The 19,890-nt window shown below is 61.0% G+C and carries 19 protein-coding genes and 1 tRNA gene; 10 read left to right on the forward strand and 10 right to left on the reverse strand.

The annotated features are described in order from the left end of the window. The first annotated feature begins 414 nt into the window (after positions 1 to 414). Genes pheS through pheT form a run of 3 tightly spaced genes read left to right on the forward strand, consistent with a single transcriptional unit; the run spans position 415 to position 4,651 of the window. Complete coding sequence (gene pheS, locus ACYQ54_RS16530; RefSeq protein WP_460084137.1) at positions 415 to 1,497, forward strand: phenylalanine--tRNA ligase subunit alpha; 1,083 nt, start codon at positions 415 to 417, stop codon at positions 1,495 to 1,497. A gap of 24 nt (positions 1,498 to 1,521) precedes the next feature. Then, positions 1,522 to 2,175 carry a phenylalanyl-tRNA synthetase subunit alpha gene (locus ACYQ54_RS16535; RefSeq protein ID WP_460084139.1) on the forward strand — a complete coding sequence of 218 codons (654 nt, stop codon included), beginning with the start codon at positions 1,522 to 1,524 and terminating at the stop codon, positions 2,173 to 2,175. Positions 2,176 to 2,233: 58 nt separating this feature from the next. Beyond that, positions 2,234 to 4,651, forward strand: a complete 2,418-nt coding sequence (pheT, locus tag ACYQ54_RS16540) for a phenylalanine--tRNA ligase subunit beta (RefSeq protein WP_460084141.1) — start codon at positions 2,234 to 2,236, stop codon at positions 4,649 to 4,651. Positions 4,652 to 5,253: 602 nt separating this feature from the next. Here the strand turns inward: pheT and ACYQ54_RS16545 are convergent. Both ACYQ54_RS16545 and ACYQ54_RS16550 read right to left on the reverse strand, forming a co-directional pair. Next, positions 5,254 to 5,574 (reverse strand): hypothetical protein, encoded by a 321-nt coding sequence (locus ACYQ54_RS16545; RefSeq protein ID WP_460084142.1) that lies wholly within the window; start codon positions 5,572 to 5,574, stop codon positions 5,254 to 5,256. A gap of 48 nt (positions 5,575 to 5,622) precedes the next feature. Beyond that, positions 5,623 to 5,940, reverse strand: a complete 318-nt coding sequence (locus tag ACYQ54_RS16550) for a hypothetical protein (RefSeq protein WP_460084144.1) — start codon at positions 5,938 to 5,940, stop codon at positions 5,623 to 5,625. 193 nt (positions 5,941 to 6,133) lie between these two features. Between ACYQ54_RS16550 and ACYQ54_RS16555 the strand changes: the two genes are divergently transcribed. Beyond that, positions 6,134 to 6,778, forward strand: coding sequence for a nucleotidyltransferase family protein (locus tag ACYQ54_RS16555; RefSeq protein WP_460084146.1), 645 nt, complete (start codon positions 6,134 to 6,136; stop codon positions 6,776 to 6,778). Positions 6,779 to 6,812: 34 nt separating this feature from the next. On the opposite strand, the gene pabB is transcribed toward ACYQ54_RS16555, so the two are convergent. The 5 genes from pabB to ACYQ54_RS16580 all read right to left on the reverse strand — a co-directional run bounded on the left by pabB (position 6,813) and on the right by ACYQ54_RS16580 (position 12,175). Further along, on the reverse strand, positions 6,813 to 8,669 hold the full coding sequence (pabB, locus tag ACYQ54_RS16560; protein WP_460084148.1) for an aminodeoxychorismate synthase component I: 1,857 nt from the start codon (positions 8,667 to 8,669) through the stop codon (positions 6,813 to 6,815). A 201-nt stretch (positions 8,670 to 8,870) separates the two neighbouring features. Then, positions 8,871 to 10,382 (reverse strand): methyl-accepting chemotaxis protein, encoded by a 1,512-nt coding sequence (locus ACYQ54_RS16565; RefSeq protein ID WP_460084150.1) that lies wholly within the window; start codon positions 10,380 to 10,382, stop codon positions 8,871 to 8,873. Continuing rightward, positions 10,382 to 10,702, reverse strand: a complete 321-nt coding sequence (locus tag ACYQ54_RS16570) for a hypothetical protein (RefSeq protein ID WP_460084152.1) — start codon at positions 10,700 to 10,702, stop codon at positions 10,382 to 10,384. The genes ACYQ54_RS16565 and ACYQ54_RS16570 overlap by 1 nt, the downstream gene beginning before the upstream one ends. A 322-nt stretch (positions 10,703 to 11,024) precedes the next feature. After that, complete coding sequence (gene msrA, locus ACYQ54_RS16575) at positions 11,025 to 11,690, reverse strand: peptide-methionine (S)-S-oxide reductase MsrA (RefSeq protein WP_460084154.1); 666 nt, start codon at positions 11,688 to 11,690, stop codon at positions 11,025 to 11,027. Between the two features lie 170 nt (positions 11,691 to 11,860). Then, complete coding sequence (locus tag ACYQ54_RS16580; protein ID WP_460084156.1) at positions 11,861 to 12,175, reverse strand: hypothetical protein; 315 nt, start codon at positions 12,173 to 12,175, stop codon at positions 11,861 to 11,863. Positions 12,176 to 12,791: 616 nt separating this feature from the next. Between ACYQ54_RS16580 and ACYQ54_RS16585 the strand changes: the two genes are divergently transcribed. The 6 genes from ACYQ54_RS16585 (at position 12,792) to ACYQ54_RS16610 (ending at position 16,528) form a co-directional block, all read left to right on the forward strand. Next, positions 12,792 to 12,881 (forward strand) — tRNA-Ser (locus ACYQ54_RS16585). A gap of 650 nt (positions 12,882 to 13,531) precedes the next feature. Beyond that, positions 13,532 to 13,921 carry a hypothetical protein gene (locus ACYQ54_RS16590; RefSeq protein WP_460084157.1) on the forward strand — a complete coding sequence of 130 codons (390 nt, stop codon included), beginning with the start codon at positions 13,532 to 13,534 and terminating at the stop codon, positions 13,919 to 13,921. Positions 13,922 to 13,943: 22 nt separating this feature from the next. Next, on the forward strand, positions 13,944 to 14,657 hold the full coding sequence (locus tag ACYQ54_RS16595) for a MotA/TolQ/ExbB proton channel family protein (RefSeq protein WP_460084853.1): 714 nt from the start codon (positions 13,944 to 13,946) through the stop codon (positions 14,655 to 14,657). Further along, positions 14,647 to 15,021, forward strand: coding sequence for an ExbD/TolR family protein (locus tag ACYQ54_RS16600; RefSeq protein WP_460084159.1), 375 nt, complete (start codon positions 14,647 to 14,649; stop codon positions 15,019 to 15,021). Before ACYQ54_RS16595 ends, ACYQ54_RS16600 begins: the two co-directional genes overlap by 11 nt. 8 nt (positions 15,022 to 15,029) lie before the next feature. Further along, entirely contained in the window at positions 15,030 to 15,428 is a 399-nt protein-coding gene (locus ACYQ54_RS16605; RefSeq protein WP_460084161.1) for an ExbD/TolR family protein, read from the forward strand. Continuing rightward, positions 15,425 to 16,528 (forward strand): energy transducer TonB, encoded by a 1,104-nt coding sequence (locus ACYQ54_RS16610; protein ID WP_460084163.1) that lies wholly within the window; start codon positions 15,425 to 15,427, stop codon positions 16,526 to 16,528. Before ACYQ54_RS16605 ends, ACYQ54_RS16610 begins: the two co-directional genes overlap by 4 nt. 49 nt (positions 16,529 to 16,577) lie before the next feature. On the opposite strand, the gene ACYQ54_RS16615 is transcribed toward ACYQ54_RS16610, so the two are convergent. The 3 genes from ACYQ54_RS16615 to panC all read right to left on the reverse strand — a co-directional run bounded on the left by ACYQ54_RS16615 (position 16,578) and on the right by panC (position 19,639). Then, positions 16,578 to 17,642, reverse strand: coding sequence for a bifunctional transcriptional activator/DNA repair enzyme AdaA (locus ACYQ54_RS16615; protein WP_460084165.1), 1,065 nt, complete (start codon positions 17,640 to 17,642; stop codon positions 16,578 to 16,580). A gap of 299 nt (positions 17,643 to 17,941) precedes the next feature. Beyond that, positions 17,942 to 18,751, reverse strand: coding sequence for a 3-methyl-2-oxobutanoate hydroxymethyltransferase (gene panB / locus ACYQ54_RS16620; RefSeq protein ID WP_460084167.1), 810 nt, complete (start codon positions 18,749 to 18,751; stop codon positions 17,942 to 17,944). Positions 18,752 to 18,787: 36 nt separating this feature from the next. Then, positions 18,788 to 19,639, reverse strand: coding sequence for a pantoate--beta-alanine ligase (panC, locus tag ACYQ54_RS16625; protein ID WP_460084168.1), 852 nt, complete (start codon positions 19,637 to 19,639; stop codon positions 18,788 to 18,790). Positions 19,640 to 19,890: the final 251 nt, after the last annotated feature.

Below are 19,890 nucleotides of genomic sequence, written 5' to 3' on the forward strand. Positions count from 1 at the left end.
GGAAGTTGAAGTGGAAACGCCTGTGCGGGGGGAGAGTTCCCGGATCCGGCTGCCATCAGAGCGTCCTGGCCAGGACCCGCACGCGGCAGCCTGCCTTTTCCGCTTGCCATCGCCCCGCCTTTCGCTACATTGACGCCCCATGAGCGACCGTACCGCACATATCCGCCGTTCCGGCCCATCCAGTGGCTCTCAGCCTCTTTCCGGGATCGACGTGCGCCTCATCGAGCTGCAGGGCCCAGCCTGCGGGCGATTTACGCGCTAACGCGCTTGAATACCGGCGCTTTTCTTCTCTTCGGGAACTCACGCAATAATGCGCATGAGGCCGTGGCAATCACCGCCATTATTCGCTAAAAGACCCCGACTTTCTGTTTCGACACCTCCGCGCGCACAGCGCGAACCGACGACCGAGTACGCATGTCCAACCTCGACACACTTGAATCCGATCTTCTGGCCGCCATCGAAGACGCCGGGACCGAAGCCGCCCTGGAAGACATCCGCGTTGCTGCCCTTGGCAAGAAGGGCTCGATCTCCGAGCAGATGAAAACGCTCGGCAAGATGACGCCGGAAGAACGCCAGGTGATGGGCCCTGCCCTTAACGGCCTCAAGGCGAAAATCACCGACGCAATCGCCGCCCGGAAGGATGTTCTGGTGGAAGCGGCCCTGGAAGCCCGTCTGGCCAGCGAGAAGGTGGATATCACCCTGCCGCTGCGCCCGTCTCCGGCGGAAACAGGGCGCATCCACCCTGTCAGCCAGGTCATTGACGAGCTGACCGCCATCTTCGCCGACATGGGCTTTTCCATCGCGGAAGGCCCGGACATCGAGACCGATGAACTGAACTTCACCGCGCTGAACTTTCCCGAAGGCCACCCGGCGCGCGAGATGCACGACACGTTCTTCTTCAATCCGAAGGAAGACGGTGAACGGCTGTTGCTGCGCACGCACACCTCGCCGGTGCAGATCCGCACCATGCGTGGCCAGGAACCGCCGATCCGCGTCATCATTCCGGGCCGGACCTACCGCTGCGACAGCGACCAGACCCACACGCCTATGTTCCATCAGGTGGAAGGTCTCGTGATCGACAAGGGCAGCCATTTCGGCCATCTGAAATGGGTACTGCGCGAGTTCTGCCAGGCCTTCTTCGAAGTCGACGACATCAAGATGCGCTTCCGCCCGAGCTTCTTCCCCTTCACCGAACCGTCCATGGAACTCGACATCCAGTGCGACCGGTCCGGCGGCGAAGTGAAGATCGGCCAGGGCGAAGACTGGCTGGAAATCCTCGGCTGCGGCATGGTCCACCCGAATGTGATCCGCAATTGCGGCCTTGATCCGGATGTTTACCAGGGTTTTGCCTGGGGCATGGGGATCGACCGCATCGCGATGCTGAAATACGGCATGCCGGACCTGCGCGCCTTCTTCGACGCCGACGTCCGCTGGATCCAGCATTACGGCTTCCGCCCACTTGATCTGCCGACGCTGTTCGGCGGTCTGTCCAGTTAACCGCCTGATTTTGGGGGCGCCATCATGTCAATGCTGATCCGCATCGTTCTTGCCGCCATGCTGACCGCTGCCGCCCTGTTGCCGGCAGCCGCACAGACCGCGGACAAGGATACGCGCGTTGCGACGCCGACCTCGTTCCTGGAGGCCTGCGCGGAAAAGATCGAAAACCGGGGCCGGCTGCGGTTCTGCGACACCTATTTCCGGGAGAAACTGGGCACCGAAGCCGATGCGCTGCTTTATCTTCGTGACCGGATCACGCGTCTGCGTGCGGGCCACGAGGCAAGCTCGGCCGAGAAGTACCAGAGTTTCCTGCAGGCGATCTATATCGTGGCTTTCCTGACCATCGCTTCGATCGTGCTGATCGCCAGCGACCGCCGGATCGGCGGCACGGCAAAATGGGCGGGGCTGACCAGCACCGCGGCCCTTTTGGTGATGGTCGTGATCGTCGCCATGGGGTGGCTCGGCAAATACCGCGCCGAATATGCTGCCCAGATCGAGCTCGGCATCCTGCGGGACCGGATCGAGACGGAAGCCGCCCAGGCGATTGCCACCAATCAGCAGATCACGCCGGAGATCGTGCGCGGCTGGACGCGCGACTTTTCCAACATCGGCCGCCGTTTTGCAGAAAATTACGGCGCTGCCACGATCATTCCCGAAGTGGACCGGCTCGGCAACTGACGCCCCCACGCCCCGTTTAGCGGCCAAGCCGCCGCATCAAGTTTGAAGAGATCGAGACATGAAATTCACCCTTTCCTGGCTCAAGGAGCATCTGGAAACCGACGCCAGCCTGGAGGAGATCGTTGACCGTCTCACCCTGATCGGTCTGGAAGTCGAAGAAGTCACCAATCGCGCCGACAGGCTGAAGCCGTTTCGGATTGCAAAGGTTCTGGAAGCCGTGCAGCATCCCAACGCCGACCGGTTGCGCGTGCTGAAGGTCGATACTGGCGAAGGTGATCCGGTGCAGGTTGTCTGCGGCGCTCCCAATGCCCGTGCCGGCCTTGTCGGCGTTCTTGGAAAGCCGGGCGACTATGTGCCCGGCCTGGACGTGACGCTGTCCGTCGGCAAGATCCGCGACGTTGAAAGCTTCGGTATGATGTGCTCGGAGCGCGAGCTGGAACTTTCCAACGAACATGACGGCATTATCGATCTGCCTGCGGATGCCCCGGTCGGCATGGCCTATGCCGAATGGGCAGGTCTTGATGAACCTGTCATCGAAATCGGTCTGACCCCGAACCGCCCGGACTGCACCGGTGTCTACGGCATCGCCCGCGACCTTGCCGCCGCCGGCATTGGCAAACTGAAGGAACGCAGCAACGAACAGGTTCGTGGCAGCTTCCCCTGCCCGGTCGATGTGACGCTGGATTTCGGCGACACCAAACCTATGTGCAAGGCCTTTGGCCTGCGCATGGTCAAGGGCGTGAAGAACGGGCCGTCGCCGAAATGGCTGCAGGACCGCCTGACCGCCATCGGCTTGCGTCCGATCAACGCCCTTGTCGACATGACCAACTACATCACCTTCGATCAGGGGCGGCCGCTGCACGTGTTCGACGCGGACAAGGTTCACGGCAATCTTGTCGTCCGCCGCGGCAAGCAGGGCGAAAAGATCGACGGTCTCAACGGCAAGAGCTATGAGCTCGATGACACGATCTGCGTCATTTCCGATGACAACGGCGTGGAGAGCCTCGGCGGCATTCTGGGTGGCGAACCGTCCGGCTGTACGGAAGACACCGTCAATGTGCTGATCGAGTCTGCCCTGTGGGACGAGGACGACATTGCCGCCACCGGCCGCAAGCTCGGTGTCAACACCGACGCCCGTTACCGCTTCGAGCGTGGTGTCGACCCCAATTACATGATGCCGGGCCTGGAATATGCCACCCGCATGGTCATGGACCTTTGCGGCGGTGAACCGTCGGAAACTGTACAGGCAGGCACTGTTCCCGATACCAGCAACATCATCGATTTCCCCTATTCTGAGATCAAGCGCCTGTCCGGCGTCGACGTACTTCCCGCGGAAGCCAACGTCACCCTGAAGTCGCTCGGCTTCTGGATTTCCGGTGCCGGCGACAAGGTCAAGGTGGCCGCGCCCAGCTGGCGCCCGGACATCGAAGGCAAGGCCGACCTGGTCGAAGAGGTCGTGCGTATCATCGGATTGGAACGCGTTCCCTTCACGCCGCTGCCGCGCACCGGCACCGTCGGCCAGAAGGTGCTGACCACCGGCCAGATCCGCCGCAACAAGGCGCGCCGTGCGCTTGCTGCCCGTGGCTTCAACGAAGCGGTCACCTGGTCGTTCATCGCCAAGGATCATGCGGAACTCTTCGGTGGCGGCAGCGCTGCACTGGCGCTGGCAAATCCGATTTCCAACGAGATGTCGGACATGCGCCCGAGCCTGCTTCCGGGCCTGCTGGTGGCAGCACAGCGCAATGCCGACAGGGGCTACGGCAATGTTGCCCTGTTCGAAATCGGCCAGGTGTTCGAGAACGACACGCCGGAAGGCCAGAAGATGGTCGCAACCGGCGTACGCCGCGGATCCGCAAAGCTGCAGGGTGCCGGGCGGCACTGGTCGGGCGTTTCCCAATCCGTTGACGTGTTCGATGCCAAGGCCGATGCCGAGGCAGCGCTGGCGGCCATCGGAGCTCCGGTGGAAAAACTGATGGTGTCGGCAGACGCCCCGGCAACGTTCCATCCGGGCCGCTCAGGCTGTCTCAAGCTTGGTCCGAAGAACGTGCTGGCGGTGTTCGGCGAAATTCACCCGCGCACCCTTCAGATGCTCGATATCGAAGGTCCGCTGGTCGCATTCGAGATCTTCCTCGACGCGCTGCCCGAGCCCAAGGGCAAGAGCGGCCGTTCGAAGGGAGCCCTCAATGTCAGTGGCCTGATGCCGGTCCAGCGCGACTTCGCTTTCCTGGTCGGCAAGGACATTTCGGCCGAGGCGCTGCTGAAAGCCGCTCGTGGTGCGGACAAGACCCTGATCAGCGATGTCACCCTGTTTGACATCTATGAAGGCCAGGGCGTTCCGGAAGACCAGAAGTCCGTCGCCATCGACGTGACGCTGCAACCGCGTCAGAAAACCCTCACGGACGAGGAAATCGATGCGGTGGCCAAGAAGATCATCGCCAATGTCGAAAAGGCGACCGGCGGCACGCTGAGAGGCTGATCCGGTCTTTGACAATGTCTGGAAAAGAGGCTGCGCGAAACACCATCGCGCGGCCTTTTTACTGCCGGGTCTGCCCCATTTCAGCGCAGACCAGCACGGAACATCTCGGGTTGTCCTTTGTCGGCACGAAAGTGGTTCGTACCGTCTGCCCCGCGAAACACTGGTTCCGGCCCGTCACGAACCGGTCAAACTTGTAAGGCCCCGACTTCAGATTGATTCCCCCGAACCTCTTGATCAGGTCATGTGTCTGGTCGCAGGACAATTGGGTCGTATCCGGCTGTCGCCGGGTCTGCGCGTCTGCTTGCTGCACAGGCGCAAGAACCGCACACAAAAACAGGCCAGCCTGAAGTGCGGACTTCGCAATTAAGAGTTGTTTTCTTGTATTATTCTCGTTCATCGCAAGGCCTTTCCTGAGTATTCAGGCGAAGTCATGTATTAAATGTCTAATGAGTTCCAGCAGTAGGCAATCCGTATTTCATATTTGTGAAACGGTTTCGAATTGCAACACAGCGTTGCCCCGTTAGCACCTGAAATAGCAAGAAAAGCCTGCAAGGCGGTTAAGACTTCAGCGTCGATATCCAGTTTTTGCAGAAGGACCCCGTTTACCGTTGCGTCCGGTTCTGGAAACACCTGTAACCGACGGAGCATTGCGGATTGTCTCGCGTGGACGCGAATTTCGCGCGGACCTGCCCCGTTTGCGGGCGACAATAGCTGCCGTTTGCAACAAATCGGTCAAAGGTTGACGGGCCGGTTGTCAGCACGATGCTGCCGCTCTTCCTGACCAGTTCCTGGGCCTGGGCACAGGTCATTGAACGCGTGTCCGGACGCCCGGCCTGGGCCGTGGCCGGCTCAACGGCGGCAAACACCCCGAGAAAGGCAAACGTCAGCAAACCGAAACATGCGTTGCCGGAAAGTCGGGTCACATGACGTCTCCCGTTGAAGATCGGCACGGCAACCGTTTCGGGAACGGCTCAGTCATACCGCCAGGGCTGGGGATTGATGCAGCGAAGCACGTAGCATTTCGCGTTGTCCCTCGTCGGAATATAGTCCCGCCGCGTGACCTCACCATGCTGGCAGAAGTTCCGGTTTGCCACATAGCGGTCGAAGGTATAGCGCCCCGTGCTGAGCACAACGGCGCCTCGCTGGTTGATCATGGATTGAACCTGCCCGCAGGACATGGCGGTGGAGTTAGGCCGTCCGGATTGAGCTGCGGACGGAAGGGCGGAGACCAGCACCGCCCCGCAAGCGGCCAGTGCAGCAATCACATGTTTGCGTGACGATGTATTCATCGGCAATTCCTGAAATTACAAAGCGCTGCCAGAGGAGATGGCGTCTGCCCGGCTCATGTCAAGTCGGTGGCCGCATCCGCCAGTCCGGTCTTCATGCCAGCATGGGCTTGCTTCCGTGCAAGGCCTCGCACCGGTGTGGCTCGCCAAGGCGTCAGAATCGGATAGGTTGATCTTCGCAGGAAAGGATCCCGTCATGACCGCCGATTTGCCGCAGGACGACCTTGATACAAGGCTGGGTGATCCATACGCCGCCTGCGAAGAGACGCGGCTGGCAAGGCTTGAACAGATCATCCGCTCCATCCCCCACGTGATGGAAATTCTCACGACAGTGCGTGATCTCAACCTGCCGGATGCCTGGCTCGTATCGGGCGGCATGTACCAGACCGTCTGGAACGTCCTGACCAACCGCCCCATGCTGCACGGCATCAAGGACTTCGATATCATCTATTTCGACGGCAAGGACCTCTCTTACGAAGCAGAGGACGCCGTCATAGGCAAGGTCAACGAGTCTCTCCCGGAGTGGGTCAGTCTGCTTGAGGTCCGAAATCAAGCCCGCGTACACCTGTGGTATCAAGAGCGCTTCGGAAGGCCCTATCGCCCGCTTGATTGCGCAATGGATTCCCTGACGACCTATGCCTCGCGCACACATGCGGTGGCGGCGCGTCTTTCACAGGACGGGCGATTGGTCCTGCATGCGCCCTTTGGCCTTGCCAACCTGTTCGGTATGCGGCTTGTGCCCAATTACACCCAACCCAACCTGGAAACCTACGCCGAGAAGGCCGCGCGAATGAAGGCGCTCTGGCCGGAACTGACGGTCATTCCCTGGGACGATGCCTGAGATGCAATGAAAGGCATCCGGTGAACACCGGATTTCATCCAGTCTTGCGCGCAGCTTCGCCTTGTTGCCCGGCTTCCAGCCGCCACAGCCCGGCCTCTTCCTCTGAAAGCAGGCGCGCACGTATCAGGCCGCGCACGGAATTGCCGACGTAGACGCCCTCGGCGTCATGAAGATCCTGCGGCACAAGATCCGCCTCGGCCGCCAGACCCCGCTCCAGAAGGCCCGCGCGGAACGTGCCGGGAAGAAGACCGTGCTGGAGTGCAGGCGTCAGCAGGCTGCCGTTCTTTTTAACAAAAAGGGTCGTGTAGCTGCCTTCCGTGAGATAGCCGTGTTCATTCACAAACAGCACCTCCTGACAGCCGGTTTCAGCCTGATAGCGCAGGCGCGTGTCATCGTAGAAGGCACGATTGGTGGTCTTGTGGAACAGGAACCTGTCCGCTGACTGAGTGGTCTCGCGCGCAAGCACCAGATTGAAGAGCGACGCATGGCTGGCCGGGGCCAGATTCGTCGAGGTGACCGAAGTCCCGCCATCTGCCGCCAACAACAGGCGTACGCGCCTTGGGCCGGCAAAGGCGCGGCTATGCCGCAAGAGTTCCGAGCGCACCTCTTCTTCCCGGAAGCGGAAGCCGAAGTAGGCTGCAGAAGCCTGCAGGCGCTGCAAATGCCTTTCCAGCAACAGATAACCGTCGTCAGGGTGGTGGGCCAGCGTCTCGATCAGATCGAAGCCGGGCGTGTCTTCACTCATGAACCTCAGCTTCAAGGCGCACTCGTCATATTCGGGGGCAGCGCCACTGTCGAAGATCACCCCGGAGCCGGTGCCGGCTTCGCCGCTGCCATCGTTCCGCAACACCAGCGTGCGGATGGCAACGTTCAGCCGGAAGTCGCCCCCCGGTGCGAGATAACCGATCGATCCGGTGTAGACGCCGCGCGGGCCTGTTTCCAGATCGTGGGCAATCTGCATCGCGCTGAGCTTCGGTGCTCCCGTGATCGACCCACACGGAAAAAGATGTTCGACGATGCGGGCAAACCCGGTGTGCAAAGGCACTTCGGCCTCGACCGTGGATGTCATCTGGTGAAGGCTCTGATAGCGCTCCACCTCGCACAACTTGGTCACCTTCACCGTGCCCGTTTGGGCGATGCGCGACAGGTCGTTGCGCATCAGGTCGACAATCATGGTGTTTTCAGAGCGTTGCTTCGGGTCGCTTGAAAGCGTGCGCGCAATCGCGGCATCTTCCGAGGCATAACGCCCCCGGGCGGCGGTCCCCTTCATCGGTCTGGTCCGCAGGCAAGTGCCTTCCCGCTCCAGAAAGAGTTCGGGCGAGAGGGACAGGATGGTACGGTCTTCAAGACGCAAGAATGCGGCGAATTCGACCGGCTGGCGGCGCAGGAGATCCTGAAAGATCTGCTCGGGAGCCCCCTGGTGCCGGAACCTCGCGCGCATGGTCAGGTTGACCTGATAGATGTCGCCCTTTGCCAGATGGTCACGAACACGGGTGAAGGCTGTGTCATAAGCGGCCCGGTCCATGTCGAACTCCGGCCTGCCGACGCTTGCCTTGCCGCCGTCCGGGGCATTTGCCAGCAAGGATCTGGCCTCATCCAGATCCAGTTCCGCAGGCGCTCCATAAAGCCCGAACCAGAGCAGCGGTTCGCCGGTTTCCTCAAACCGCTGTTGCAGCTTGTCCTCGAAGGCAAACCCCAGCTCATAGGCGAGGTATCCCGCCGCATGCCTGCCTTCGGCCTGGGCAGCTTCAAGCCGCTTGAGGCACCCACGAACCTCGTCCAGGCGCGTGCAGGTGATCACCTCTTCCGGCGCTTGAAACAACAGCGCGGATTGCCGCTTTAGCAGATCCAGCAGCAGGATCGATCCGGGCCGGAAGGGAGATGCAGGCATCGTAAGGTGTCAGTGTCCGCAAGGGTGAAAGAGGCTGTCAGCGTGGCGCGTTTCCACCCGCGACGCTGGTCCGTAAGGAGCGGCTCATGGCATTCAAGCGACATCAGGTCAAGCGGGCAGGCCTTGAACGGGCAGAAAGAACGAAAAGACCGGCGGACAGGCCGCCGGTTTCCCGAGGTCACATTCCGGTTTGGCTACGCGTCAGGCAGCGACATCCTTCAGGAACGCGGTGATCGCGCGGCGCATGTCCTGGGTTTCCAGATCAAGTGTTTCAGCCGCTTCGACCATGGAACCGACCGAGTGACTGGTTCGCTCGACAGATTCCCGGACGCCGTCGATGTTGTTGGCGACACGCCCGGTTCCGTCCGCCGCTTCCGCCACGTTGCGCGAGATTTCCTGCGTCGCCGAGCCCTGCTCGCCGACAGCGGCGGCAATGGCGGCCGTGTAGCTGTTGACCTCGTCCATTGTCGACGCGATCACCCCGATGGATTCGACCGCATCCTTGGTCTCCGCCTGGATGGCGGCGATCTGGGCACCGATCTCTTCCGTTGCCTTGGACGTCTGGGTTGCCAGTTCCTTGACTTCGGCGGCGACCACTGCAAAACCCCTGCCCGCCTCGCCTGCGCGCGCGGCTTCGATGGTGGCGTTAAGGGCCAGAAGATTGGTCTGTTCGGCAATCGCCTGAATCAGCGTAACGACCTCGCCGATCCTGTTGGCCGCATCGGCAAGACCTGCAACCTTGCTGTTGCTGGTCTGAGCATTCTCCGTCGCCTTGTTGACGATACTGGTGGTCTGTTCGACCTGACGCGAAATCTCTGCGATCGAGGAGGACAGCTCTTCGGCGGCGGATGCGACCATCTGCACGTTGGACGATGCGGTTTCGGAGGCATCCGATACCGACCCGGCACGTGAAGAGGTGTTTTCGGCGACTGTTCCAAGCTCGCTGGCGGCATCGCGCATTTCGCGCACTTTCAGGCCGACACCATCCAGTTTGGTTGCGATGTCGCTTTCAAATGCCGCGATGCGTTCGTTGACGGCCTGTTGCTTGGCACGTTCCATTTCGTCGTATTGAGCAGTCTGCTGTTGCAGCACCATCGCTTCCGCACGGGCTGCCTCCGCCTCTTCACGCGCCTTGTCGGACGCGGCGAACGCCTGCGCCAGGCTGTCGGTCATCCACCAGAGGGCCCCGACTTCCGCAACCACGATGAGCGCGTGAAACACCACGCGGCTGAAATCTGCCCCGCCGGGGAATACCGCCCAGGGCATGGCAAAATTCAGCACAAGATGGTGTACGGCAACGACAGCGGCATAGGCAACCAGCGCCCGCCAGTCCACCCAGCTTGCCAGGATCGCCAGGACGGCGAAGAAATACATGTGCCCGTCGAGCTGATAGGTGATCTGCCCGTCCGGCGTTGCCAGGGCAGCCACGAACAGGGCGACAAGACCGGCAAGCGACATGGATGTTGCAAGGCGCGTTTCGACACCCGCGCCAAATTTGATCCAGGTGCCGGTGGCCGCAACACCAAGCAGCAGCGCTGCACCGCAGACCGCCACGAGCGATACATAGCCAACCCACCAGGCTGTTGCCATGACCAGAAAGACATTGACCCAGATAAAGTGAATCAGCATCCGGGCAAACTTCTGCCGGAACAGGTCCAGGCCGGAAAGCTGACCGGAGAACTGATCCGGTTGAGAGGTTTCCATATTGTTCATTACATCTGCTCCAAGGAGGCACCGCTCAGACGCGCGCACGCTTGCGCAACGAAGGAGGACGCCACGAAACCGGCCCCAGACCGGTAAAGGTTAGCAATGGACTGTTGGTCACCGGCCTCGGTGAGCGCTACCCAGCTTCTGTCTCCGATGAACAGGACCGGTCCTCCCGATCTGGCAATGACAGTGATTGCGCTGTCACCCCAGGGCCGCGCGAATACCGCGACCGGACCGTCACCGGCAGGCACCAGTACGCCGATCAGCATCAGCAAACAGCTGGCCAGGAAATACCCCGCCGCGAAGATTTTTGCCGTGCGGCTCACCAAATCGATCCTTCAACGCCCATGCGTTGGATCGACATTCGCAGAGCAAATTTAAGAAAGCCTGAAGCCTCTACTTAGAGTATTGAAAATATTGTATATCTACCGAAAAATACTTATGGGAAGACAAATCCTCTGCGTCACGTGATACCTGTCTTCTCAACGCCATTGATCGCAGCATGCCGGGAGCCTTTGTCCTGCTGCTGTCGACGCTTCCTTTGCCTGGACCATTGCGCGGACCAGTCCAAAGAACGGGGCAATGCCGGTCTCAGGCACTGCCCCGTCTGAAATTCAAGCAGAACGCAATCAAGCTGTCAGACCACCTTCAGGCAGTCTGACCCAACCCGACCGGGCACGAGATGCCTGTTCCGCCGATCCCGCAATAACCCGCCGGGTTCTTAGCAAGATATTGCTGATGGTAGTCTTCGGCGAAGTAGAATGTGTCCAGCTCGCGAATTTCAGTTGTAATCGTGCTTGCAACACCACCAGCCTTGAGTGCCGCCTGATAAGCCTGCCGGGACTGTTCGGCCTCTGCCAGATCGTCTTCGTTCTTGACGTAGACCGCCGAGCGATACTGGGTACCGGTATCATTACCCTGGCGCATGCCCTGGGTCGGATCATGGTTTTCCCAGAATACCTTCAGCAGATCACCCAGGGAAATCTGCGCCGGGTCATAAACCACCAGAACCACTTCCGTATGGCCAGTGCGCCCGGTACAGGTTTCATGATAGGTCGGGTTAGGCGTGTAACCGCCGGCGTAGCCAACCGCGGTGACGTGAACACCAGGCAGCTGCCAGAACAGGCGTTCGGCTCCCCAGAAGCAGCCCATCCCGACGACAACGGTTTTCATGGTGTCAGGATAAGGACCTGCGAGTGGCCGCCCGTTGACGAAATGCGGCTCGGCCGGACGGATCGCCTCGGCGCGTCCCGGCAGGGCCTCGTCCTTGGCCGGCAGCGAAAATTTCTTGGTCAGCATGGTCATGAACGACATGGCACTCTCCCACAAATGCCAGCGAGGCACCCAGGGAAACCCGGGAACCGGCCGGCTGATTTCAGGTGCCTAATGTGGCGCAGCTGCGCCCGCTTTCCAAGGGGCCCGTCACGCAACGGTGTTCTTGAGTGAGCGGCACAGGACCTTGCCTGTCTGGCAAAAAAGGTCTGTCAGGCGTAAAGCACGCGCTGCCTGCGGCGCTTGGCCCCCAGCCAGAGCAACAGCAGCCCGATGGGAGCAAACACAGCCCAGACCGGCCACGTCAGGACCGTCTCTTTCAGGGTCTGCCACACTGTCGGATCAAATGATGCAACGACGTGCACTTCCGCCATTTCGAACGAGGTCGGCGACAGGTCCTGCCAGACCTGCCCAAGCTGAGCCAGGCGAATCTCGGACAGGGCAATGGAAGAGCTTGCATCGGCGATGCCGGCAATAATTGCAACGGCGACGAAACCGTAGCCGAAGATGCGGAATAAAAACTTCAAAACACTGATCATCGCTTTGCTTTCAGCCTTGCCAAAAAAATATTCTGAGCACGCGTCCCGGACAGGCTTTCAAATAATAGCCGCCGGATGTTGAGCATTCCTTTAGGGTAATAGCGCCTCGTTCAGGAACAAGATTTGATATTCAACACATTCTTGTGACTTTGGTTCCCCGGTTGCGCAACTGTTTTTCGATTGACTTGCCAGAATTTGAATTCTGACCGCTTGCCGGTGTCATGGATACAGTCCGCCAAAACGGACCTGCGACCTTCCTTGGCACGGACGTGCAGTGTCCTGTCCTGCTTGTTGGAAGATGCCTGCGGGAAGATGCCCCGGCCACGTACTGCCAACAGCTGATTCTATGAAGGCAAATTCGCCTAGTCTCGGGTTTCGGACCGGCCAGCGGCTGCCCGCAGCCCCCGTCGGCAAGAAAGAGTTACAGATCCGGTTTCTGCTGCCCATACCGCACGTTACAGCCGTTTTTCACCGATGCATGACCCGCAGAAAGACCGCTACAATCCACAGCCATCAGGCAGCGGAAAAAAAACTTGTTCAAGTGCTTGCACTTGGTCGCGCCATGGGTATATTGCGCCCCACTCAAGCGGGTGACGCTTGCGACGGACAGGTGGCCGAGTGGTTGAAGGCGCACGCCTGGAACGCGTGTATACGGGCAACCGTATCGAGGGTTCGAATCCCTCTCTGTCCGCCATATTCTTTCCCATCACATCGCTGTTCACACACCTGACCGCCCTGCGTAGCGCGGTGGTCTAGCTTGATGCCGCCGGGTCATTTTCCGCAGGTAGTCTTAAGCGCCGATCCCGATGACCTTTGTCGAAAGCCTTCTATGCGGAAGGACTGCTTGCAGCGGGGCTCCTGTTTTTGTCAGCGAGTTGGCCCTACTGCTGCGTTGCAGGCGCGCGCATTAAATTATGAATCTATTATTCAACTTTTTTCATTCCAACCGGTTCCCTCCCCCGCCGCTTTCGGTGTAAAGAACGGATAGCCAAGGCAGCGCTGGTCGTATTGACGATCGCACCGACCGCCTCAGCCCTCAGTAATCTCCAGCAGTTCTGCAAACCAGTCGCGCATTTGGCGCTCCCTGACCGGAGAGTGCTGCCTGCGGGACAATGGTTTCATCCACACCGGCCAATGCCCCGAACGCTTTGCCTGGAGACACGTCAGTAACTCGAATGGCGCGCGGCCAGGGTTCCAACGCGGAGCCATGCCTGCCGTGAGCCTCCAAGGGAGAGCGAAGGGATGAAGACATCTTTGATCTCGGCTCCGGTTCGGAGCGCTGCAACGGCATTGTTGCTCGGCAGTCAAATCGTTGTCGCAGCCAGCGCCCAAACGACTACACAGATGAGCTCACAGACGTCCACCCAGGCCGCCGCCGAGGCGGAAAACACCATTTCCATCCAGCTGAATGATGCTGAGACGGTCAACGGGTCCTGCCGGTTGACTTTCGTCATCCGCAACGCGCTCACCACCCCCGTGAACGCCTTGGGCCTCGATCTGGTGATGTTCGACACATCCGACGGTGTGTCCGGTTATGCCGCCGTTGATTTCGGGGACCTGCCCACGGGCAAGACACGTGTCCGGCAATATGACGTTTCCAGGGGAGAATGTGCCGGCATCTCCCGTGTCCTTCTGAACGAGGTGCGCGCCTGCGACCTTCCGAATGCCGCGCAGCAGGACTGCCTGCCGCTGCTGCGGATCGACTCGCGGTCGGAAATCGACCTGATCCTCTGATGACAACCCAAGCGTGATCAAGATGCCTGATGCCTTTTCCGCGGCCATGCCGCACATCCTGTCTCCATTAACCGGCCTCGTCGACCAGGGCGGCCCGGTGGTGTTGTTCCTGCTTGCCCTTTCGCTGGTCGCGGCCACCCTGATCATCGCCAAGATGCTGCAGTTTCTCTATCTGGGGGTCGGCCGCTTTGGTGCTGCCCGCGCGGCACAGGCTTTGTGGCTGGACGGACGGCCGCAGGAAGCGAAAGCGATGGCTGCCGGCGGAAAATCCGTGGTTGCCGACATCATGCTGAAGCTCGTGCAGGGCAGCGCCCGCAGCGACACCAGAACCGAGCTTCTGAAAGAGGACGTCGAGCGGATCTGCATCCAGCGGATCAACATGCTGAGGGCCTACCTGCGCCCGCTCGACATGATCGCCCAGACGGCCCCGCTGATCGGCCTTCTGGGCACCGTGCTCGGCATGATCGAAGCCTTTCAAGCCATGCAGGGCGCTGGCGCGGCGGTGGATCCTTCCGTTCTGGCCGGCGGCATCTGGGTGGCGTTGCTGACGACCGCCGTCGGCCTTTCGGTCGCGATCCCCGTCTCCGCCATTGTCGGCTGGTTCGACAGCCGCATCGAAGCGGAGCAGGCCGAGATGGAAGCGCTCGTCACAGCCTTCTTTACCGGCGCCATTGCCGAACGCGGCTCAGCCCGGATCGTGGCGCTGGAGGCTTCGGAGACGAGGCATGCAGTTTAAAGCAAGGGCCCGGCGCAAGCCCGTTGGCCTGACCTCGCTGATCGATGTCATCTTCCTGCTGCTGCTGTTCTTCATGCTGGCGTCCAGCTTCACGCGCTACCAGTCGCTGGACATCTCCAGCGGCGCTGAAGGTGGAGGAGTGGTGGAAAGACCTGCCTACCTGCGCATTCACGCGTCGGAAAAGCTGGACCTCAACGGCCGCCCGATCCTGAAGGCAGACATGCCGGAGCTGTTTTCCTCACTCAAGGCAAACAGCATTGTCGCGATCTGGTCCGGACCTGAGGCAAATGTCCAGGACGTGGTTGACGTCATGTCGGCGGCCCGCCGAAGCGGGTTGAAGAGTGTTCTGGTGACGGGACAATAGGTGATCTCATGCGCTTGAAATTGCCACAACGCCGCGAACCGCCGGAAAACACCATTCCGCTGATCAACGTCGTTTTCCTGATGCTGATCTTCTTCCTGTTTGCCGGGTCCGTCGCCCGGGACGATGCCAGGAAGATCGAGCCGCCACTGAACATTCTGGAAGACGAGACCATCCGGTCCACCGGCGCACTCATCGTCGACCAGCAAGGCCGCACCTTTGCCGGAGACACCGAAATCGGCGTCGCCGACTGGCTTGCACAGCACGGCGAGGCAGACGGCACGGCTGGCGCGATCAAGGTGGCTGCCGACGGAACGCTGAAGGCGGACGCCTTGGAAAAGGTGCTGCGCGAGCTGAAGGACGCCGGACGCAGCGACATCGTGCTCATTACAAGAAGAGGCTCGAAGTGAGTTTCGCGCGTTTCCTTGCTGCCGGGGCAATCCTTTCCCTGGTGCTGCACGGCACCGGTGCCGCCTTCTTTGCCAAAGATCCTGACGAAGTCTCGATTGCAGCATCGGAAGGCGGCGGCGTTGCTGTGATCGGGTCCATTGAGGATCTTGTCGCCGGTGCCCAGGTAGATGCGGTTGCGGATCACCCGCCGCTTGAGGACGTACCACCGGATTTGACGCCAATTGAAGAGGCGCAGGAAAACGCTGCAACGCCCGAGGTGCGGCCTGACAAAGCGGTTAAACCGGTGGTGGTGCAACCAGTCCCGGCCGTTGCTGAGGCAGCACCCGAAAGCCCGGTTTCAGAACCTGCCCAATCCGTTCTGGCGGTGGCAGGCGTTACCTCGACGGAGCCGGTGACAGCGCCCCTGGCAATGCCGAAGGTTGCGACAGAGACGACACAAAGCCGGGTCACACCAAATCCTGTCAAACCGGTCGAGCCCACACCGCAGCAAAGGCTTGTCGACCTTGCGCGGGTGGCACCTGCCGCACCGGTTGAGACAGTTAAGCCGGCGGAACCGCAAACCGAAGCGAAACAGCCCATTGCCGATCCTCTGGCCGAGGTCACACAGACGCCGACCCGCAAACCCAAGCTGCCTGTGCGTAAAGCGGAAGCTCCCAAGGTGGAAGAGCGTGAAAAACCCAAGAAGGTTGTGAAGTCGCAGACGAAAGGGGCAGAAACCAGCGCCCGCAAGGGTGGCGAGCGCGTCACCAGTAGAAGCGCGAACTCCAACGCCAATGGCCGAGTGAATGCCCGCACCAACGATGGCGGTACGAAAGCGACGTCCAACTACCAGGGCAAGGTGGTGGCGAAACTGCGCCGGGCAAAACGCTATCCCCGTGAAGCGAAGCGTCAAAGGCTGGAAGGAACGGTGAGCGTCAGCTTCACGATTTTATCCAGCGGCGCTGTTTCCGGCATCCGTGTGACCCTGTCTTCCGGACACCCGGTGCTGGACCAGGCCGCGCTAGACATGGTGCGCAGGGCCGCCCCCATGCCGAAGTTTCCGGACGACATTCGCGTTGCACGCATGAACATGCAGGTGCCTGTCCGCTTCGACCGGTAACACGTCAGCTCAAGGACGAAGGCACTTGCGCCATCTGACGTGGTGCCCGTCAAGCAGCAGGGGTCTGCCGGTAACTCTTTTCCAGCTCGATCAGGCGTTGCTTGCGCCAGAGCCCGCCGCCGTAGCCGGTGAGAGAGCCGTCCGCGCCGATCACCCGGTGGCAGGGCACCACAAGCGCCAGCTGGTTGGCGCCATTGGCACGGGCGACCGCCCGCACAGCTTCCGGCCGCCCCAACGCCCTGGCCAGCTCGGAATAGCTTCGCGTCTCTCCCGGCGGGATGGTCAAAAGCTCGCGCCAGACATCCCGGGTGAACGCAGACCCGTGCAGGGCCAGCCGTGTTTCGAACTGCCCGCCGCCGCCGGCAAAAAAACGGTCGAGTTCGCTCTGGATCTGATCGGTGACCTCCGTCCGTCCGAAGCCGATCTCGCCCTTGGTATAGGTCTGGAGCTTCCGGAATTCAGCCGGAAAGGCCTTGCGGTCGAGAAATTCCAATAGGTGCAACTGGGTCTTGTCAGTCACTGCGATCAGCGGCCCGAGCGGTGAGGCCACCCAGTCGGCAAAGAGCAGCGGTTTGGCGGAAAAGGCACCGGGAGACTGACCGAGGATCCTGGCAAAGGCCTCACGGAACGCGCTTGGCGAGTCGAAGCCTGCCGTGATTTGCGCATCGATCACCTTGCCGCCTTCGGCAAGTGTCGAGAACCCTTCCTGCAGGCGCCGCTGGCGGGCCATTTCCAGAAAGGTCATGCCGAAATGCCGTTTAAAAGCCCGGCGCACCGTGGACGGATCAAAGCCCATGCGCACGAGGTCCGGCTCGCCCCAGCGGTAACCTGGCCGTTTTTCCAATGCCTCGATCAGCGGTTTCACCACCGGGTCGGCGCTTGCCTCCGGCGTGGTCGGACGGCAGCGCTTGCAAGGCCGGAACCCCGCTTCGAAACATTCCGACACCGTGTCGTAGAAGGTGCAGTTCTCGGGCTTTGGCTTGCGCGCCGGGCAGGTTAGCCGGCAGAAGATGCCAGTGGAGGCCACGCAGACGAAAACGCGTCCGTCGTAAGACGGATCGCGGTTCAGGAGCGCTTCATAGAGCGTGTCGAAACTGGGTCGGGTCATCAGCATGACCCGACCCTACGCTCGGCGCGAACGCTTTGCAGCCGGAAATCGGGCGTTAATTTTGTCAAAGCGTCTCTGCCCGCTCCTTCAGCTCTGCAAGCGAGTAGACCACGGATCTCGCGAAGCTCGTCCGGGGTGACGACCGATTGCAAACCCTACCCGTCGTCATCCCGGCCAAGCGCAGCGCGAGCCGGGATCAGGGCGCCACCGCAGGCGGGCCAAGGCAAGGAGTGGCACAGGTGGACCGATCCCGGATCTAAGGTTCACGGCTTCGGGATTGTCAAGGCGACAGGCGAGAAACCGGCCTACCGGTAAACCTCGCTCTCACCGGGGAAGCTGCGGTCCTTGACCTCGTCCGAATAGGCCTTCACGGCCGCCTCGATCTGACCGCCGAGATTGCCGTAGACCTTCACGAATTTCGGCGGTGTCGGATTGAGGCCCAGCATGTCTTCCAGCACCAGGATCTGGCCGTCGCATTCTGCCGATGCGCCGATACCGATGGTCGGAATCTGGATCTGTCTGGTGATCCTTGCCGCCAGCGGCTCGACCATGCCTTCAAGAACCAGCGCGAAGGCTCCGGCCTCGGCGACAGCCCGTGCGTCTTCCTCGTGGCTTGCCCAGCTGTCCTCGTCACGCCCTTGCGTCTTGAAGCCCCCCATGACGTTGACCGATTGCGGCGTCAGGCCGATGTGGGCCATCACCGGAATACCACGCTCGCTCAGGAAGCGGATGGTCTCGGCCATGCGCGCTCCGCCTTCCAGCTTGACAGCACCGCACTGGGTTTCCTTCATCACGCGGGCAGCGTTGCGGAAGGCCTCTGACGGGCTTTCCTCATAGGTGCCGAAGGGCATGTCGACCACCACAAGCGCCCGGCTGGTACCGCGCACTACGGCCTTGCCGTGCATGATCATCAGCTCCAGCGAGACGCCGACGGTGGATTCCATGCCGTGCATGACCATGCCGAGACTGTCACCGACCAGGATGAAATCGGCATATTTGTCGACAATGGCCGCCGTATGCGCGTGATAGGAGGTCAGCGATACGATGGGATCTCCACCCTTGCGGCGGGTTATCTGCGGGGCGGTGATGCGGCGAACGGGTTTCTGTGTGCTCATGCGGCGTCCTTTCGATAAGGGGCTTGAGACGGATTGTCAGGTGGCGGGAGCAATCACCCGCTGGTCGATCAGGAGAACGGAGCCGAAGCGCACAGCCAGCAGCACAACGGCTGGCCGGTCGAGCGTGCCGGAAAGCTCTGCCAGGGTTTCGGCATCGCGAATATCGACGCTTTCAACCTTTCCGGAGGGCGCTTCTCCCAGGCTTTTGCGGACAGCGGCTTCCAGCGCCGAAATTGCAGGTGCGGATTTCGCAAGCTCCTCGGCGGCCGTCAGCGACCGGCTCAGTTGAACGGCCTCGGTCCGGTGCTCCCTGGACAGGCGCACATTGCGTGACGACATCGCCAGCCCGTCTGCCTCGCGCACCGTCGGGTGCGGCAGGATTTCCAGCGGCATGTCGAGATCGCGGACCATCTGCCTGATCAGGGTCAGCTGCTGGTAGTCCTTCTCGCCGAAGACGGCAAAATCCGGCGTGACAATATTGAAGAGCTTGGTCACCACCGTTGAAACGCCCCGGAAGTGTCCGGGCCTGAGCGCGCCTTGCAAAATGGCGGACAGGCCAGGTACCTCGACAAAGGTGTCCCCGCCAGCACCGTACATTTCCTCAACGCTCGGCAGAAACACGGCGTCTGTTCCTTCCGCGTGCAGCAGCGCCAGATCGCGTGCTTCGTCGCGGGGGTAGGTCGCAAGGTCCTCGTTGGCACCGAACTGGGTCGGATTGACGAATATGGTGGCAACCACCCGATCCGCCCTTTGCCGTGCCATGCGCACGAGGCCGAGATGGCCCTCATGCAGATACCCCATGGTCGGCACGACACCAACGGTTTCGCCCGCGCGCTTCCAGCCCTGCACGGCTTCGCGCATCTCCGCCTTTGTCCGGCAGACGATCATGACTTTCATCCTCCCGCGACCCCGTTTCCCGCCCGGGGCTTCTTTTCGCGGGTGCAGCATAATCACGGCGAGGGGAATGTCCAGTGGGCAAAGGGGGGAACGGATCTTGCCAGGCATCGCCCTCCTGTCCATTGTGGCAAGCAGCAACGCGGGCGGGGATGACAGGAAGCTGGAGCTCGTCCGCACAAGAACAATATCCGGCTTGCAGGGGCGTGCCAAATTCACTGCCCCCTCGGGAGAGACCGATCAAG

Source organism: Roseibium sp. LAB1, assembly GCF_054658235.1.

Excerpts from the sequence above, each read along its gene's own strand:
- ACYQ54_RS16535 (WP_460084139.1), top strand. The coding sequence starts at position 1,522 with ATGTCAATGCTGATCCGCATCGTTCTTGCCGCCATGCTGACCGCTGCC.
- ACYQ54_RS16590 (WP_460084157.1), top strand. The coding sequence starts at position 13,532 with ATGAGCTCACAGACGTCCACCCAGGCCGCCGCCGAGGCGGAAAACACC.
- ACYQ54_RS16615 (WP_460084165.1), bottom strand. The coding sequence starts at position 17,642 with ATGCTGATGACCCGACCCAGTTTCGACACGCTCTATGAAGCGCTCCTG.
- ACYQ54_RS16565 (WP_460084150.1), bottom strand. The coding sequence starts at position 10,382 with ATGAACAATATGGAAACCTCTCAACCGGATCAGTTCTCCGGTCAGCTT.
- msrA (WP_460084154.1), bottom strand. The coding sequence starts at position 11,690 with ATGTCGTTCATGACCATGCTGACCAAGAAATTTTCGCTGCCGGCCAAG.
- ACYQ54_RS16605 (WP_460084161.1), top strand. The coding sequence starts at position 15,030 with ATGCGCTTGAAATTGCCACAACGCCGCGAACCGCCGGAAAACACCATT.
- ACYQ54_RS16550 (WP_460084144.1), bottom strand. The coding sequence starts at position 5,940 with ATGAATACATCGTCACGCAAACATGTGATTGCTGCACTGGCCGCTTGC.
- ACYQ54_RS16595 (WP_460084853.1), top strand. The coding sequence starts at position 13,944 with ATGCCTGATGCCTTTTCCGCGGCCATGCCGCACATCCTGTCTCCATTA.
- panB (WP_460084167.1), bottom strand. The coding sequence starts at position 18,751 with ATGAGCACACAGAAACCCGTTCGCCGCATCACCGCCCCGCAGATAACC.
- pheT (WP_460084141.1), top strand. The coding sequence starts at position 2,234 with ATGAAATTCACCCTTTCCTGGCTCAAGGAGCATCTGGAAACCGACGCC.
- panC (WP_460084168.1), bottom strand. The coding sequence starts at position 19,639 with ATGATCGTCTGCCGGACAAAGGCGGAGATGCGCGAAGCCGTGCAGGGC.
- pabB (WP_460084148.1), bottom strand. The coding sequence starts at position 8,669 with ATGCCTGCATCTCCCTTCCGGCCCGGATCGATCCTGCTGCTGGATCTG.
- ACYQ54_RS16600 (WP_460084159.1), top strand. The coding sequence starts at position 14,647 with ATGCAGTTTAAAGCAAGGGCCCGGCGCAAGCCCGTTGGCCTGACCTCG.
- pheS (WP_460084137.1), top strand. The coding sequence starts at position 415 with ATGTCCAACCTCGACACACTTGAATCCGATCTTCTGGCCGCCATCGAA.
- ACYQ54_RS16555 (WP_460084146.1), top strand. The coding sequence starts at position 6,134 with ATGACCGCCGATTTGCCGCAGGACGACCTTGATACAAGGCTGGGTGAT.